General features: G+C 62.8%; 13 protein-coding genes. 10 read left to right on the top strand and 3 right to left on the bottom strand.

Annotated features, from left to right (window positions below):
- Positions 1-112: 112 nt before the first annotated feature.
- Positions 113-1,861 carry an ATP-dependent nuclease gene (locus tag ACSQ3Z_RS03975; RefSeq protein ID WP_436171827.1) on the bottom strand — a complete coding sequence of 583 codons (1,749 nt, stop codon included), beginning with the start codon at positions 1,859-1,861 and terminating at the stop codon, positions 113-115.
- A 263-nt stretch (positions 1,862-2,124) separates the two neighbouring features.
- Between ACSQ3Z_RS03975 and ACSQ3Z_RS03980 the strand changes: the two genes are divergently transcribed.
- Positions 2,125-2,415 (top strand): hypothetical protein, encoded by a 291-nt coding sequence (locus tag ACSQ3Z_RS03980; RefSeq protein WP_436170071.1) that lies wholly within the window; start codon positions 2,125-2,127, stop codon positions 2,413-2,415.
- Between the two features lie 16 nt (positions 2,416-2,431).
- Here the strand turns inward: ACSQ3Z_RS03980 and ACSQ3Z_RS03985 are convergent, their stop codons facing one another.
- Positions 2,432-3,499 carry a cyclic nucleotide-gated potassium channel gene (locus tag ACSQ3Z_RS03985; RefSeq protein ID WP_436171828.1) on the bottom strand — a complete coding sequence of 356 codons (1,068 nt, stop codon included), beginning with the start codon at positions 3,497-3,499 and terminating at the stop codon, positions 2,432-2,434.
- Positions 3,500-3,802: 303 nt separating this feature from the next.
- On the opposite strand from ACSQ3Z_RS03985, the gene ACSQ3Z_RS03990 reads away from it, so the two are divergent.
- The 8 genes from ACSQ3Z_RS03990 to ACSQ3Z_RS04025 all read left to right on the top strand — a co-directional run bounded on the left by ACSQ3Z_RS03990 (position 3,803) and on the right by ACSQ3Z_RS04025 (position 12,036).
- Positions 3,803-4,315: a hypothetical protein gene (locus ACSQ3Z_RS03990; RefSeq protein WP_436170072.1), complete on the top strand. Its 513-nt coding sequence runs from the start codon at positions 3,803-3,805 to the stop codon at positions 4,313-4,315.
- A gap of 36 nt (positions 4,316-4,351) precedes the next feature.
- Positions 4,352-5,068, top strand: a complete 717-nt coding sequence (locus ACSQ3Z_RS03995) for a hypothetical protein (RefSeq protein WP_436170073.1) — start codon at positions 4,352-4,354, stop codon at positions 5,066-5,068.
- A gap of 40 nt (positions 5,069-5,108) precedes the next feature.
- Positions 5,109-5,618: a hypothetical protein gene (locus ACSQ3Z_RS04000; RefSeq protein ID WP_436170074.1), complete on the top strand. Its 510-nt coding sequence runs from the start codon at positions 5,109-5,111 to the stop codon at positions 5,616-5,618.
- 100 nt (positions 5,619-5,718) lie between these two features.
- Entirely contained in the window at positions 5,719-6,066 is a 348-nt protein-coding gene (locus tag ACSQ3Z_RS04005) for a hypothetical protein (protein ID WP_436170075.1), read from the top strand.
- 138 nt (positions 6,067-6,204) lie between these two features.
- Entirely contained in the window at positions 6,205-6,576 is a 372-nt protein-coding gene (locus ACSQ3Z_RS04010; protein ID WP_436170076.1) for a hypothetical protein, read from the top strand.
- A gap of 336 nt (positions 6,577-6,912) precedes the next feature.
- Positions 6,913-7,539 carry a CDGSH iron-sulfur domain-containing protein gene (locus ACSQ3Z_RS04015; protein WP_436170077.1) on the top strand — a complete coding sequence of 209 codons (627 nt, stop codon included), beginning with the start codon at positions 6,913-6,915 and terminating at the stop codon, positions 7,537-7,539.
- A 162-nt stretch (positions 7,540-7,701) separates the two neighbouring features.
- Positions 7,702-9,729 (top strand): hydantoinase/oxoprolinase N-terminal domain-containing protein, encoded by a 2,028-nt coding sequence (locus ACSQ3Z_RS04020; RefSeq protein WP_436170078.1) that lies wholly within the window; start codon positions 7,702-7,704, stop codon positions 9,727-9,729.
- 135 nt (positions 9,730-9,864) lie between these two features.
- Positions 9,865-12,036 (top strand): malate synthase G, encoded by a 2,172-nt coding sequence (locus tag ACSQ3Z_RS04025; protein ID WP_436170079.1) that lies wholly within the window; start codon positions 9,865-9,867, stop codon positions 12,034-12,036.
- A gap of 38 nt (positions 12,037-12,074) precedes the next feature.
- Here ACSQ3Z_RS04025 and ACSQ3Z_RS04030 read toward each other — a convergent pair whose 3' ends face one another.
- Complete coding sequence (locus ACSQ3Z_RS04030; RefSeq protein WP_436170080.1) at positions 12,075-13,607, bottom strand: YifB family Mg chelatase-like AAA ATPase; 1,533 nt, start codon at positions 13,605-13,607, stop codon at positions 12,075-12,077.
- A 305-nt stretch (positions 13,608-13,912) separates the two neighbouring features.
- Between ACSQ3Z_RS04030 and ACSQ3Z_RS04035 the strand changes: the two genes are divergently transcribed.
- Positions 13,913-15,418, top strand: coding sequence for a calcium-binding protein (locus tag ACSQ3Z_RS04035; protein WP_436170081.1), 1,506 nt, complete (start codon positions 13,913-13,915; stop codon positions 15,416-15,418).
- Positions 15,419-15,578: the final 160 nt, after the last annotated feature.

Raw genomic sequence — 15,578 nt, forward strand, 5'->3', positions numbered from 1 at the left:
ATCCAGTGAATCGATGGCAGGCTTCGAAGGAGGTGCCAGAGGTAGCGGCCTTCTAGGCGCTAGGTCTGCGGGTGCGAATGGGACGTTCTGCGTTGGGTGTGTCGATACCGAACTATTCCTCAGCGAAGTATCGATTTACCTCCGTGAGCATGTCGCAGAATTCCGCATCGAATTCCGATGCGTGAAATTCATCCAATACCTGGAATAACGAGATAGATACCCCGTAGGCTTCGTCGAGCGCTCGATTGAAAGCGGAAAAGAACTCTTTCCCGGAAATCCGACAGCCAAATCCCCGAGTCGCCCGATCTTTATCAAATTCACTCTTAGCTAACTTCAAAATAGTTTGAGTATCCCTTCCGTCTCGCTTAAGTTGATAAAACTTACTTGTGGAAGATTGGACGTTTATGAGGCAATCCTCCCGAAATTCCAAGGAAATGGAGGACAAAAGATCGTCAATCCAAACATCCTCTATAACTTTTTCTTTCTTTTTAGCAGCCTTCTGCGTAGCCTTGCATATCGCATCACGAGCGATGACATAATTCTCGATCTCTTTACGCCGGAGGACGTGACAAAAAACCCCCGACTTTCTCAGCTTCTGCTCGTGGCCTTCGATTTCCTCTAAGCATCGATAATCTCGGTCAAAGATTGCAGCGATCTTTGGTTGAATTCCAAAAAGCTCTTGAAACGCCCAAGGCAAATTGCCGACCCGCGGCCATTGTTCGTACCCACCAATTTTGATTAGCATCGTATCAGGATCGCTAAATACCCCATCGGAGATCAACATTTGCTCGAACCTGCGATAGATGGAACGATCGTTTCCCTCGAACGCTATTATTCTTTTAGCTCTTGAAAGACGGGCAAAGTCAGCGTTTTCAGAGGAACCCAAAAGTGCATGTGCGCTGCGGTAGCCTTCTTCCGTGGTGATCCGTTTTCCGGTTTGAAATTCTGACCTCACCAGAACGACGTCGCCCGAGTTGGCTTCGTTCATGATCTCCGCTGAATGCGTGGCAAGAAGGATTTGAGAAAATCGCTTTTTGGCAATGCCGTAAAGTCTTCTCTGGAGGTCAGCGTGAAGGTAAACATCTGGCTCGTCCAAGACGAGGATGTCTCCTCCTGATCCTCGAAGAAAATGAGTCATAATTTGCATCCACGCCTGAAATCCAAAGCCAGATAAATAGATTTCCCGTGGATACCCATTCTCAAGGTAGATCATCTCAAGGGTCGATGGCACCCCGACAATTATCTTCGGTTTCTGAACCTCGATGTCTTTCCAGTTGCCCTCTACCAGCGCCGAAAAGTCCTGAAATTCGCTATGGCTCTTCTGTCTCCAAATATTCCGAAAGTTTCGTGCGGCAAGCCGAGTATGTTCGACGCTTCTAACATAGTCGAGATCGTTCGGTTTCTCCGTCTCCTCAAGCTGACTTAACGTAGGAACAACAATTATGGATTCTGGAAAGCATTGCTTGAAGTAAGCCTTTGTGCTCTTAGCTCTCTTCTCTGATTGAAGAAAAACGGTCGGTTGACGATCAGCGTTGAGTATCAGGTGAAGAGCAGAACCATTGTCATGATATATAGAAACCTTAACGTCTTCCTCGGATTCGTTTGTCGGTATGTTTGCGATAGGTAGGCAGAAATTCTTGTTGGTCATTTCGTACGTCGCGCAGACACCGTACGGATTTTGTGTCTTAAGAATTGGAAGCCTGTATTCTGCATAACGCGCGACATCTGCGAACAGCCGAAGAGCGTCGAGTACAGAGGACTTTCCAGCATTGTTAGGACCTACAAAGATATTTCTTTCTTTGCGGGTAACACGGAATTTAGAGTGCTTTCTAAAGTTTTCAAACTCGATTCGTCTTAGAATTTATGCCTCCCTCGCCAAATCCGACCGTGGGCCGGATTTTTACACGATTCTGCAAGAGTCGTAACGGTATCACGTCCGTGCTTTTGTCCTTGGGCCTTCCGCCATTGAGTCCGCATCGCTCCAAGATTGTGATACTCCATCGGCACAATACTCCCGGTCCTTAAGTTCGTGTCCATGACCGCCTTCACTTGCCTAGTGCGCACTCCTCCCCTTCACCATCACCCCGCCTTGGCGTATCCTCCTCCCGGCTGGGGAGACCTCAAATGCGCTCCACTCTCGACACCGTCGCAGCGATCGGCCTAGCCATCGGCGGCGCCTTTGGCCTAGCCGGCACCTTCGTTGAAAGCGCTCCGCTTCGCGAAACACTCTGGACCATCGACGGCGTCGCGCTCGTCGTGGCGGCAGCACTTTTGACGATGAAGTACCAGCGATTGGGCAATGACTGCGTCGCGGCCGGCTTCCTCACCTTCGTCGCCGGCGAGAGCCTGCTGCTGGCAGGCTTCGAAAGCGGGGGAGCTGCTGGAGGCAGCGGGGCCCCGCCAGCGCGACGCTGAAGCTGCACGATTGGGATCAAGCCATCGGTGCCGCGCCGCGCCGCTCGAGCGCGGTCTTGCGGATGATTTCCGCGATCTCCGGGCTGCTGCTGCACAGCATCTGGAAATCCGCCGAGTGCAGCGACAGGAGTGAGACCGCCGTTGCGGCGCTGACGGTCGCCGAACGCGGTTCGCCGCTGATCAGCGCCATCTCGCCGAAGAAGGCGCCAGGGCCAAGCTCCACCGGGTTCGGCATCGCGACTCTGACGCGCCCCTCCACGACGAAGAACATCCGATCACCGGTCTCGCCATTGCGACAGATCACGGCACCCGCCGGCACGATGCGAGGTCTTAACGCGCGCACGATCTCGATTAGCGCGGCTGGGCCGAGCTTCTGAAACAACGGCACGGCGGCGACCAATTGCCAATTGCGGACGAAATCCTCGCGACGGATTTCTTGATAGAAGCCGGAGGCAAGAATGCCAGCCCAGAGCGCGAAGATGCCGATGCCACACATCATGACCCCCCCGGCAAGGACGCGGCCGGCGAAGCTTTCCGGAATAGCGTCGCCATAGCCGGTAGTGGAAAGCGTGACCACCGCCCACCACATTGCCTGGGGGATGCTGCCGAACTTTTCCGGTTGGATGTCGCGCTCGATGACATAGGCCGCGAGCGAGACACCGAACAGAACGATGCCGAAGACCGTGGTGACGCCGATCAGGTTGCGCGCTTCGTTGGTCAGGACCCTGCCCAGCAGCGGGAAGAAAGTCGAGTCGCGCAGCGGTTTCAGCAGCCAGACAGCACAGTAGAGGCTCCGGTCGGGCGTGTCGACGAGCAGAAATGCGGCGAGTGGAACCAAAACCGCGAGCACATCAATGGCGATTGCCGGCGTCCTGTCCCGAACGTCTCCCGTCCGGCGCTTGAGCAGCGTCCCGGCCAGTTGCAGGAGATAGGCGCCCCAAATGACCGCGAGCACGGCAGCCAGAGCCAGTCTGCTTCGTCCGGACATGTCCGGTGTCGTGAGCGTAGCCACCGCCACAAGCCCAGTCGCAGCCAGCAGCGCGTTGAGCGGCGCGTGAATTCTTAAGAAAGGCAGTACCGACATTCTATGCCCACGAGCGGCTACTACCCTCCAGAATAGGATGCCTTCAAGGCAAGCGCAAAGGTGCTTACTGTCGCTGCGATGCGCCGATATCGGTTCTCGGGCAAGGCTAACTTTGTCGACTGTGGGCGCTGCGGGCCGCTCTCTCGATAGTCTCCGCTTTTTCTCCTTCACTCCCTTGTCAATTTCGAACTGCCACCGGAGCCGCGTGGGGAAGTCAAATAGGCGAGAGCGCCTCGCCATCGGCGAGTATTGGATCAGACGCCGCCCTGCAGTATCCTCTCCCCAGCTGGGGAGAGACATCAAATGCGTTCCACTCTGAACACCGTCGCCGCGATCGGCCTCGCCATCGGTGGCGCTTTCGGCCTGGCCGGCACCTTCGTGGCGAGCGCCCCGCTCCGCGAAACGCTCTGGGCGATCGACGGCGTGGCGCTCGTGGTGGCGGCAGCACTCTTGACGATGAAGTACCAGCGGCTGGGCAATGACTGCGTCGCGGCCGGGTTCCTCACCTTCGTCGCCGGCGAGAGCCTGCTGCTGGCAGGCAATGCGGCGGGCCTCGAGGCCAGTGTCCCCTCCTATGTCGGCGGCATCTCGCTCTGGGCGGCAGCCCTCGTCCTGATCAGCGCGCCGAAAACCTTTGCCCTGTGGATGCGCCTCACCGGCCTCATTGCCGCCATCCTGTTTGCCGTGACGGTGGCCATGGTGCTCTGGGGCGCGCCCTTGCTGCCGACCTCGGCGCCGCTGCCGGCCGCCGGCTATCCATTCCTGGTGTTGACCTTCATCGGCTGGATCTGGACGCTTGTGAAGCCGGGGCGGTAAGTAGAGGCGATATATTGGGCCTTGGGGGATTTCAAATTGCGCAAATATGTCCTGCTGTTTCTCGGTCTCTGCCTCGATTACGTCTGGATGAATGCGGCCGTCGTTCTGGTCGACCGGTTGTTTCCTGGCGTTGCCGAGACCGTTCTTGGTCAGCCGACCTCGTGGGCGGCCCGCACCGTCCTTTCGCTGATCCTGGTCAGCCTGGCGTGGGTGGCGAACGTCTCGGTGGGCGAATGGCTGCTGTCTTACGCGCTCGCCGAGCAACCGGCCGGCCGGCGTCAATGGCCCAACCTGCTGCTTGGCACGCTCGGCTTCGTGTCCGGGATCTGGTATGTGCTGCGCCTCACCCAACCTGACGACGGCATGCCGTTCCTGTTCATGGTCGAACAGACGCCGCTGAAGATCGCGGCGGTTGCACTCTACATTGCCCTTTACGGTTGGTGTGGCGTGATGCTGCTGCGGTTTGAGCCCAGGGCAAAGCTCTACAACGCACTGCTGTTCGCATCGACCTTGCCATTGGCCGCGATAAACCAGCTGTTTTCCCATGATGCGCTGGTAGCCTCGATGGTGGCGCGCGCTAACAGCGAGGGTCGCACCTTCACGATGGAAAAAGCGGAGCTCTATGCCCGCCTGTCGATCTATTACGCCGTTCTGCTTGTCGTGGTGATGCTGGCGATCCTGTATTTCTGCCGGGAGAGGCCGGCCACTGCTGCCGAAAGGTCGCTCGAAGGCTCGCCGAGCGGCCGGGCGTAATCCTATCGACTCCGGTCTCTTTCGGGCTCAATCTCGTCCAATGTCCGCGCCGCTCGAACTCCGCAACAGCGCCACCGGAAAGATCTTTCCGTCCATCGGGCCGTTCATCATCGGCGCGATGTTCGGCTTCGGCGCGCTGCAGGGGCTGGCGTCTGGCGCCGATGGCGGGCATGTTCTGGTCATTGCGCTGCTGGCGGTGGCCTGCCTTGGGCTCGGCTTCTTCATCGCCCGCGGCGCCTTCGACACTTCGGTCAAGGTCGTGCTCGACGAAAACGGCTTTCGCGACCGCCGCGCCGGCGACGTGCTGGTGCCCTGGCACGAGGTGCGCAGCGTGCGCCTCACCTCCGGCAAGGGCTCGGCGATGCTCAATTTCGAGCTCACCGAGGAGCCGCCCGACGAGATCAAGTATGCGCCGGCCAACGCGCTGAGCCTGATCCTGCCCTTCGGCAAGAACATCGTGCACATGGAGGTCTCCTCGCTCGATGTCCGTGGCGACGACATGATCGACGCGATCCGGCGGCTGGCGCCGCATGTGGTGGTAACGCCCTGATTCTTCCTTCACCCCACAGGGGGAGAAGGGAGAACCGCCGCATGTGGCGGTCAGCCCCTGATCGTGCGAGCCTGCCCGTCTCCTCCCCGGAAACGCCCCCATGATTCGCCTCACCCTCGCTGCCCTTCTCCTCGCCGCCCCGGCGCATGCCGCCGACATGGCGTTCTTCGTCAAGAACCTGCGGCAGCAATCGGTGGCGGTCGAGCTGTTCAGTCGCGACCGCGAGACGGTCTGGCCGGGCGACGGCAAGGTGTTTTTGATCCAGCCGGGCTCACAGAAGTCGGTGCCGATCTCCTGCAATCCGGGCGAAAACATCTGCTACGCCGCCTGGGTCAACGGCAACGACCAGATCTCCGCCGGCGTCGGCCCGGACAACGACCTGCCCTGCGACAATTGCTGCTTCATCTGCGTGGAGAAGACCACCGAGACGATTGATCTTGTGCCGTAGCGGGGGCGCGGGACTTCGCTTCTCCCCAGGGGAGAAGGGAAAAAGGGGATTACCCCAATCCTCCCTTCCTCCCTCCGGCATCGCATGCGATGATTCTCCCCTCGGCCGTGGGGGCCGATTCTCATCCCAGGGGGTTTTATGTCTTTCGCCTTTCCGCGCCGCATCGTCGTCGCGCTTTCGCTCGCAGCCTTGTTCGCGCCCGCGGCCCATGCCGGCGACGTCACTTTCGAAATCAAGAACAGCCATCCCAACGCCATGCGCGTCGAGCTCTACAGCCAGGACCGCGACTATGTCTGGCCGGGCGATGGCAAGGATTTCTATCTCGACGACGGCGAGACCAAGCAACTGCCGATCTCCTGCGAGGAGGGCGAATCGATCTGCTACGGCGCCTGGGTCGACGGCGACGAGGCGACCTACTGGGGCGTCGGCCCCGGCAACAAGGAAAAATGCGACGACTGCTGCTACACCTGCACCGGCGGCGAGACCGAGGAAATCGACCTGGTCGAGTAGGGCGCAGGGCTGCAAGGCAAAGTGATGACGGCGCTTCGTGTGAGGTGACCGACCCACCGATGTCGGCGCTGCCCTCATCTGCCTGCCGGCATCTTCTCCCCGTATAGTGACGGGGAGAAGGACGCCATCATCGACGGTTTCCCCAATCGCGAGCGTTGCAAAATGAAGCGCCATGATTGCGGTCAGCGGGCTTCTCCCCGTTCACGGGGAGAAGGTGCCGGCAGGCGGATGAGGGGCGGCGCCAACGCTGAAGTGATTGCCCTCTGAATGGGCTACCTGGCTTGACGCCCTCGGCTCCATCGCCCTAGCCTGCCTTCCTTCACAGGAGACCTACCCATGGCAGGCACGGTCGAAGGCGAGAAGATCGATGTCGGCTTTTCCGGCCGGCGCTGCATCCATTCGCGCAACTGCGTGCTGGGCGACCCACATGTCTTCGTGCCCAACGCCATGGCCGAGTGGATCCATCCCGAGGCGGCCAGCGTCGAGAAGATCGTCGCAATCGCCGAGAGCTGCCCGTCGGGCGCCATCACCTACCGTCGCAAGGATGGCGGGCCGCAGGAACAGCCGCCGGTGGTCAACACCGTGCGGCTCAGGGAAAACGGCCCGCTCGCGGTGCATGCCGAGATCGTGCTTGGCGGCGAGACGTTCCACCGCGCCACGCTCTGCCGCTGCGGCGCCTCGGCAAACAAGCCGTTCTGCGACGGCAGCCACAACAAGACCGGATTCACCGCCACCGGCGAGCCGCCACTCAAGGACACGCCGGCGCTGGAGGCGAGGAACGGCCCGCTGAAAGTGACGCCGACCACCAACGGCCCGCTCAAGCTCGAAGGCAATGCCGAGATCGTCACCGGCACCGGCCACACGATCGACCGCACGACGCGGGTTTTCCTCTGCCGCTGCGGCCATTCGGCCAACAAGCCGTTCTGCGATAACACGCATAAGAAGGTGGGGTTCGTGGGCTAAGGCGGCGCTGCGGCCGAAGCAGCCGAGCCCCCCTCCGGCCTGCCGGCCATCTCCCCCACGAGGGCGGAGATTGGCTCTCCTTCCTTGGCCCAGCGCTCGCTGCTTTATCCGCCGCGCCGTATCGGCTAAGGGGCGGGGCAAGAGAATTCCCCGGACCTGCCCATGACCGCCAAGCCAAAACCCCTCCCTCTGTTCCTCGGCATCGACACCGGCGGCACCTATACGGATGCCGTGCTTTGGTCGGAAACCGGCAGCCCGCGCGGCAAGGTGCTGGCCAAGGCCAAGGCGCTGACGACGCGGCACGACCTCGCCGTCGGAATCTCCGGCGCGGTCGATGCGGTGCTGGAAAAATCCCGCACCGATCCCACGGCGATAAAACTGGTATCGATGTCGACGACATTGGCCACCAATGCGCTGGTCGAGGGCCAGGGCGGCCGCGTGGCGCTGGTCATGATCGGCTTTTCCGAGGCGGACCTTGCGCGTGACGGGCTGAAGACAGCTTTGGGCACCGACCCCGTGGTGTTCTGCCCCGGCGGCCATGATGTCCACGGCAATGCGGCAAAGCTAGACCTCTCCGGGCTGGAAGCGGCCCTGCCCGAACTCGGCGGCTCGGTGTCGGGTTTCGCCGTCTGCGCCTATTTCGCCACCCGCAACCCGGCGCACGAGATCGCGGCCCGTGAGCTGATCCGCGAGAGGACCGGCCTGCCGGTCACCGCCAGCCATGAGCTGTCGGCAAAACTCGGCGGCCCGCGCCGGGCGCTGACGACGCTGCTCAACGCAAGGCTGATCTCGATGATCGACCGGCTGGTGGCGGCGACCGAAGGCTTTTTGGAAGCGCGCAAGATCGCGGCACCCTTGATGGTGGTGCGCGGCGACGGCGCCCTGGTGTCGGCAGCGTTCGCCCGCCAGCGGCCGATCGAGACCATTTTGTCGGGCCCGGCCGCCAGCCTGGTCGGCGCCCGCCACATGACCGGCCTCGACGACGCCGTCGTCTCCGACATCGGCGGCACCACCACCGACGTCGCCGTGCTCGACGGCGGCCGTCCCCGGCTCGACCCGGAAGGCGCAACCGTCGGTGGCTTCCGCACCATGGTCGAGGCGGTGGCCATGCGCACTTACGGCCTCGGCGGCGATTCCGAAGTGGCGCTGGAGGAGGGCGCGCTCAACCCGAAGATCCTGCTCGGTCCGCGCCGACTGGTGCCGCTGGCGCTGGCCGGCATGATGCACAGCGACGCGGTAACCGTCGAACTGGAACGCCAGCTGCGCGCGCCGAACCCCGGCCGCATGGATGGCCGCTTCGCGGTGCGCACCGGCGTGCCGGAGCGACTGGCGGCCGGGCTGACCGGCGCCGAGGCCAAGCTCTACGAAGTGATTGGCGCCACGCCGCTGCCGCTCGACAGGCTGCTCACCTCCAACGCCCAGAACGCCACCTTGAACCGTTTGGTGTCGCGCGGGCTGGTGCATATTTCGGGCTTCACGCCGTCGGATGCCGCCCATGTGCTGGGCAAGCAGGCGAACTGGGCCGCCGCCCCGGCCCGTCTCGGCGCCGAGTTGTTCGCCCGCAAGCGCGACGGCCGGGGACAGGCGATTGCCGCCACGCCGGAGGCGATTTCCGAGCGCGTGCTGCTGACACTGACGCGCTGGTCGGCCGAATACATCCTCGAAACCGCCTTTGCCGAAGATGGGCTCGATGGCGCCGCCACCGTGGCGCATGCGCTGGTGCAGCGCGCCGTCGATTTCCACCCCGGCATCGCCCGCCTCAGCGTCGCGCTCGACCGCCCGGTCATCGGCCTCGGCGCCTCGGCGCCGTTGCACTATGCCGGGCTGCCGCCGCTGGTCGGCAATGGCTGCGTGGTGCCCGACGATACCGACGTCGCCAACGCGCTCGGCGCCGTCGTCGGCCAGGTCCGCGTCTCGGCCGAGGCCCGCGTCAGCCAACCCGTGGAAGGCCTGTTCCGCCTCGCGTCGGGTGAAAGCGTCCGCGATTTCACCGACGAGGCGGCTGCGGTCGCAGCGGCGGAGGCCGATGTGCGGGCCATCGCCGCCAAACGGGCGAAGGACGCCGGCACCGACAGCGCCGAGATCGAAGTCGCCACCGAATTCAGCGTCTCCACCGTCGAAAGCCAGCGCATGTTCATCGAAGCGCATGTGGTGGCGGTGGCCTCGGGAAGGCCAAGGATTGCGGTGTAGAAGAGCGGTTCTTCCCTTCTCCCTCAGAGGGAGAAGGGAGAGGCGAAATACGCCGACCTTCACCCTAAGCTGAATTGACCGTACCACCTCGACATGCCAAAGGCCCGGCCTAGCCTTTCATCTGGAGACGCCCTGATGACCGATCGCATTGAGATCGCTGGATTGCGGATTGCCCGCGAACTGCATGACTTCGTCGTCAACGAAGCGCTGCCCGGCACTGGCATTGCCGCCGATGCGTTCTGGAACGGGTTTTCGACCATCGTCCACGATCTGGCACCGAAGAACCGGGCGCTGCTCGCAAAACGCGACGCCATGCAGGAAAAGCTCGACGGCTGGTATCGCGACAATGGCGCGCCGCTCGATATGGAGGCCTACAAAGGCTTCCTGAAGGAGATCGGCTATCTCGTCCCGGAAGGCCCCGCCTTCAGCGTTTCCACCGACAATGTCGATCCCGAGATCGCCGTGGTCGCCGGACCACAGCTGGTCGTGCCGGTGATGAATGCGCGCTATGCATTGAACGCCGCCAATGCGCGCTGGGGTTCGCTCTATGATGCGCTCTACGGCACCGATGCCATCCCCGAAACGGGCGGCGCGGAAAAAGGCAAGGGGTTCAACGCCGTGCGCGGCGCCAAGGTCGTTGCCTGGTCCAAGGACTTCCTCGACCAGGTGGTGCCGCTCACCTCCGGCAAATGGGCCGGCGTCAACGGCCTGTCGGTGGCGAATGGCGCGCTCAAGCTCAGCGCCGGCGCCGGCGGCACCACGCTGGCCGATCCGAAACAGTTTGCCGGCTATCGCGGCGATGCAGCGAACCCCGAAGCCGTGCTGCTGGTCAAGAATGGCCTGCATATCGAGATATCAATCGACCGCGCCAACCAGATCGGCCGCACCGACCCGGCGGGCATCGCCGACATCATCCTGGAATCGGCGCTGACCACCATCCAGGATTGCGAGGATTCGGTCGCGGCGGTCGATGCCGAGGACAAGGTCGTCGTCTACCGCAACTGGCTCGGCCTGATGAAGGGTGACCTCGCCGAAGAGATCAGCAAGGGCGGCAAGACGTTCGTCCGCAAGCTCAATCCGGACCGCGGCTACACATCGCCCAACGGCGGCCAGCTTGCGCTGCCCGGTCGCTCGCTGATGCTGGTGCGCAATGTCGGCCACCTGATGACCAATCCGGCAATAACAGACCGCGACGGCAACGAGGTGCCGGAAGGCATCATGGACGCTGCGCTGACGGCGCTGATCGCCCTGCACGACGTCGGCGCCAACGGGCGGCGGATGAATTCCCGTGCCGGCTCGATGTATGTGGTGAAGCCGAAGATGCATGGGCCGGAGGAAGTCGCCTTCGCCGTCGAGATTTTCGACCGCGTCGAAGCGCTGCTCGGCATGGCCAAGAACACCATCAAGATGGGCATCATGGACGAGGAGCGGCGCACCACCGTCAACCTCAAGGAGGCGATCCGCGCGGCGAAGGAGCGCGTGGTGTTCATCAACACCGGTTTCCTCGACCGCACCGGCGACGAGATCCACACCTCGATGGAAGCCGGCCCGATGATCCGCAAGGGCGACATGAAGCAGGCCGCCTGGATTTCCGCCTATGAGGCGTGGAATGTCGACACCGGCCTCGAATGCGGGTTGGCCGGCCACGCCCAGATCGGCAAGGGCATGTGGGCGATGCCCGACCTGATGGCGGCGATGCTGGAGCAGAAGATCGCCCATCCCAAGGCCGGCGCCAACACCGCCTGGGTGCCGTCGCCGACGGCGGCGACGCTGCACGCCACCCACTACCACAAGGTCGATGTGCACGCCGTCCAGGCGGCGCTGAAGACCCGGCCCAAGGCCAAGCTCGACGACATCTTGTCGGTGCCGGTGGCGGTACGGCCGAACTGGACGCCCGACGAAATCCAGCGCGAACTCGACAACAACGCGCAGGGCATTCTGGGTTATGTCGTGCGCTGGGTCGACCAGGGCGTCGGCTGCTCGAAAGTGCCTGACATCAACGATGTCGGCCTGATGGAGGACCGCGCCACGCTGCGCATCTCCTCGCAGCACATCGCCAACTGGCTGCGCCACGATGTCTGCTCGAAGATCCAGGTCATGGATGCCCTGCAACGCATGGCGGCCATCGTCGACCGGCAGAATGTCGGCGATCCGCTCTACCAGCCGATGGCGCCCGACTTCGATAACTCCGTCGCCTTCCAGGCCGCCTGCGATCTGGTCTTCAAGGGCAGCGTCCAGCCCAACGGCTACACCGAGCCGGTGCTGCACAAGCGGCGACTGGAACTGAAGGCGCGCGGGCAGGCCTGAACCGAAGGCCAAGCGTCAGCGCCCCTCCCCTCAAGGGACTACGCCGCTTGCGCCATCCGCTCCGACATCATCCGGTAGGAAATCGCCTCGGCCAGATGGATGCGGCCGACCGTCTCGCTGGCGTCGAGGTCGGCCAGTGTCCGCGCCACTTTCAAGACGCGATGATAGGCACGCGCGGAAAAGCCGAGCTTTTCGCTGGCGTCCTTGAGCAGTGTCAGGCCGGCGGTATCCGGCACGGCTATCTCCTCGATGATCGAGGGCGAGCAATGCGCATTGGTGATGGCGCTGGTGACGCCCAGCCGCTCGAAACGCTCGCGCTGGATGGTGCGGGCGCGCGCCACGCGCAGCGCCACGGCCGCACTCTTCTCCGCCTTGTCGGGCCGGACCAGATCGCCGGCCGAAACCGCCGGCACCTCGATGCGGAGATCGATACGGTCGAGCAGCGGGCCTGATATCCGCGCCTGGTAGTCGGTGCGGCAGCGCTCGCCGCGCAGGCAGCGATAGCCCGGCTCGCCGGCCATGCCGCAGCGGCACGGATTCATCGCCGCCACCAGCTGGATGCGCGCCGGATAGGTGACGCGATGGTTGGCGCGCGCGATCATGCAGTCGCCGGTCTCGAGCGGCTGGCGCAGCGCGTCGAGCGTCTGCGGCGTGAATTCGGGAAACTCGTCGAGGAACAGCACGCCGTGATGGGCAAGCGACACTTCGCCGGGCCGCGCCCTCAGGCCGCCGCCGACCATCGCCGCCATCGAGGCAGAATGGTGCGGGGCACGGAACGGCCGCCGGTCGGTCAGCTTGCCTTCGCCGAGTTCGCCCGCGACCGACGCGATCATCGAGACTTCGAGCAATTCCTTTGGCGCCAGCGGCGGCAGGATCGACGGCAGCCTTTGCGCCAGCATCGATTTCCCCGAGCCCGGCGGGCCGACCATCAAGAGATTATGTCCGCCGGCCGCCGCCACCTCCAGCGCCCGCTTGGCGCTCTCCTGGCCCTTGATGTCGGCGAGGTCGGGCAGGTCACGCGCCGAGGCGTGGATGCCGGCTTCGGGCCGCGACAGCACTTGCGTGCCGCGAAAATGATTGGCGATGGCAATCAGGCTGCGTGGTGCCAATATGTCGAAATCCTTGCCGGCCCAGGCCGCTTCCGGCCCGCAGGCGAACGGGCAGATCAGGCCCTTGCCTTCGGCATTGGCGCCGATCGCCGCCGGCAGCGCGCCGGCCACCGCGGCAATGGTGCCGTCGAGCGACAGTTCGCCGAGCACGACATAGCCGGCCAGCATGTCGCCCGGAATGGCGCCAAGTGCCGCCATCAGGCCGAGCGCGATCGGCAGATCGTAGTGGCTGCCTTCCTTCGGCAGGTCGGCCGGCGCCAGATTGACGGTCACCTTCTTCGACGGCATCGACAGGCCCGACGCATGCAATGCCGCCTGCACCCGCTCGCGGCTTTCGGCCACCGCCTTGTCGGCGAGGCCGACGATATGCATGTTGACCTTGCCCGGCGCGATCATCACCTGGACGTCGACCGGCACGGCCTCGATGCCCTGGAAAGCAACCGTGCGAACCCGCGCCACCATATTTTTCAACACCCCCGGACCTGACTCGCTCAAAGCCGATGCAATCAGGCCGTGAGCGACGTCGAGCAAGACAAGCACAGATTTCCGAGTTAATCAAGAACATTACGGGAACATAGGGTCTGTCGCCTTCCGGCGAAATGTCAACGCAGTGCGCAGAACTCCATCGGACTGCCTCCGCCCGGAGCAGAATTAACCAACATGGAAAAGGCGAAGGGGTTTGTCACCGATCAGACTCGCATACGATGTTATGGTTGGAAACGGAGGACATCCGCAGCGCGTCCAGGCGCAAACGTGAGGAACACAGGATGCCGACCTTAAGCAACGGCAGTGAGCTCACAGTATGGGAAGAACCCGAATTTCCCAATCCGAGCCCTGACGCGGTGCTTTTCAGCATTGCGGAAACCGACGGCGACGTGATCGGACCGATAGGGGCAAAGGCGGATTTCCCATTCGGTGGGATCGACCTGGCTTCGGTAGATGTCTTCGACGGCTTTTTCACCATCACCAGTCTCACCCACGAGGGCAGGACCGAGACCTGGACGACGGTGGAAACGCAGGTTTTCGACAATGAAGGCAATTTCATCCGCACCCTGTCCGACCAGGCGGCCTACCTGTCGGCCCGGATCGTCTCGGTCAACGCCGACGGCCCCGACACCGTCACGGTGACATGGATCGGGGCGAACGAATATTTCGGCGGCGAAAACACCCAGTACGGCCAGCATCAGATCACCCTGGAAGGCGGCGCGCTTCAGCCCGACACCTTCGTCAATCATGCGCCCACGGTGGCCAATCTGAATTTGTCGGTTTCGCAGGGGCAATTTCTCGACGACATCAAGTTCAGCGCGGCGGATGCCGACTACGATCTCCTGAGCTTTGTCATCCTGGACGGGCCCGACCACGGCGTCCTTGAGCCGAGAACAAATTTCGACGGCAATTACTATCCGTTTCACCAAGGTCACGTCGGCACCAGCCTGCACTATCATGCGGGCTTTCTGAGCGACAATCTGTTCGACTACATGCCCGAGGCCGGCTTCGTCGGCACCGACAGCTTTACGGTTTACGCCACCGACGGCCAGGGCAACAGCAATGTGGCGACGATTGCGATCACGGTCACACCCCCGGCCGAATCCATCGCACTGAGCGACGCCGCAAGCACCGTGAGCTATGGAAGCTACGATCATGCCGTTGTCGTCGCGGCACTGGGCGGCGGCGACCGCGTCAGCGGCACTCCGTTCAACGATACGCTCGACGGCGGCGCCGGCCACGACCAGCTGTTCGGCGGCGAGGGCGCCGACACGATCATCGGAGGCGCTGGCACCGATTGGCTGGACGGGGGCGCCGGCAATGATGAGATGAGCGGCGGTGCCGGCACAGACGCCATCCGCGGTGATACGGGCGACGATTTCCTCGACGGCGGCGCCGGCTCCGACGACCTGCGGGGCGGCTCTGGTGACGACACCCTCAATGGCGGCGCTGGCCGCGACCGGCTGGCCGGCGACGCTGGCAGGGATGTCTTCGTGTTCGACGCGCTTGGGCCGGCGAACTACGACAGTATCGACGACTTCAATGCGCTGGATGATATGTTCCGGCTGGACAGTTCCGTATTCGTCGGGCTGTCGACCGGCCCGCTTTTCGGTGCGGTCTTCGCGCTCGGCGACAAAGCCGCCGATGACAGCGACCACATCCTTTACGACGACACGACAGGCGCTCTGCTGTTCGATGTGGACGAGGCGGGCGGAGCGGCGGCCGTCCAGTTCGCCACCGTGCGCCCAGGCACCTGGCTCACCGCCGACGACTTCTTCGTGGTCTAGTCTAGAGCAATTCCAGGAAAAGTGCGTAGCGGTTTCCGTCCGGAATTGCGTAAAAACAAATGCTTAGAGCGGGTCGGCGGTTCTATCAAAAACTGAACCGCTCTAGGGCAATTCCAGGAAAACCGTTTCACACTTTTCCTGGAATTGCTCTAGAGGATCG

This window comes from Mesorhizobium sp. LjNodule214, assembly GCF_964252735.1.
Classification (GTDB): domain Bacteria; phylum Pseudomonadota; class Alphaproteobacteria; order Rhizobiales; family Rhizobiaceae; genus Mesorhizobium.

Excerpts from the sequence above, each read along its gene's own strand:
- ACSQ3Z_RS03980 (WP_436170071.1), top strand. The coding sequence starts at position 2,125 with ATGCGCTCCACTCTCGACACCGTCGCAGCGATCGGCCTAGCCATCGGC.
- ACSQ3Z_RS03985 (WP_436171828.1), bottom strand. The coding sequence starts at position 3,499 with ATGTCGGTACTGCCTTTCTTAAGAATTCACGCGCCGCTCAACGCGCTG.
- ACSQ3Z_RS03990 (WP_436170072.1), top strand. The coding sequence starts at position 3,803 with ATGCGTTCCACTCTGAACACCGTCGCCGCGATCGGCCTCGCCATCGGT.
- ACSQ3Z_RS04000 (WP_436170074.1), top strand. The coding sequence starts at position 5,109 with ATGTCCGCGCCGCTCGAACTCCGCAACAGCGCCACCGGAAAGATCTTT.
- ACSQ3Z_RS04005 (WP_436170075.1), top strand. The coding sequence starts at position 5,719 with ATGATTCGCCTCACCCTCGCTGCCCTTCTCCTCGCCGCCCCGGCGCAT.
- ACSQ3Z_RS04010 (WP_436170076.1), top strand. The coding sequence starts at position 6,205 with ATGTCTTTCGCCTTTCCGCGCCGCATCGTCGTCGCGCTTTCGCTCGCA.
- ACSQ3Z_RS04015 (WP_436170077.1), top strand. The coding sequence starts at position 6,913 with ATGGCAGGCACGGTCGAAGGCGAGAAGATCGATGTCGGCTTTTCCGGC.
- ACSQ3Z_RS04020 (WP_436170078.1), top strand. The coding sequence starts at position 7,702 with ATGACCGCCAAGCCAAAACCCCTCCCTCTGTTCCTCGGCATCGACACC.
- ACSQ3Z_RS04025 (WP_436170079.1), top strand. The coding sequence starts at position 9,865 with ATGACCGATCGCATTGAGATCGCTGGATTGCGGATTGCCCGCGAACTG.
- ACSQ3Z_RS04030 (WP_436170080.1), bottom strand. The coding sequence starts at position 13,607 with ATGGTGGCGCGGGTTCGCACGGTTGCTTTCCAGGGCATCGAGGCCGTG.
- ACSQ3Z_RS04035 (WP_436170081.1), top strand. The coding sequence starts at position 13,913 with ATGCCGACCTTAAGCAACGGCAGTGAGCTCACAGTATGGGAAGAACCC.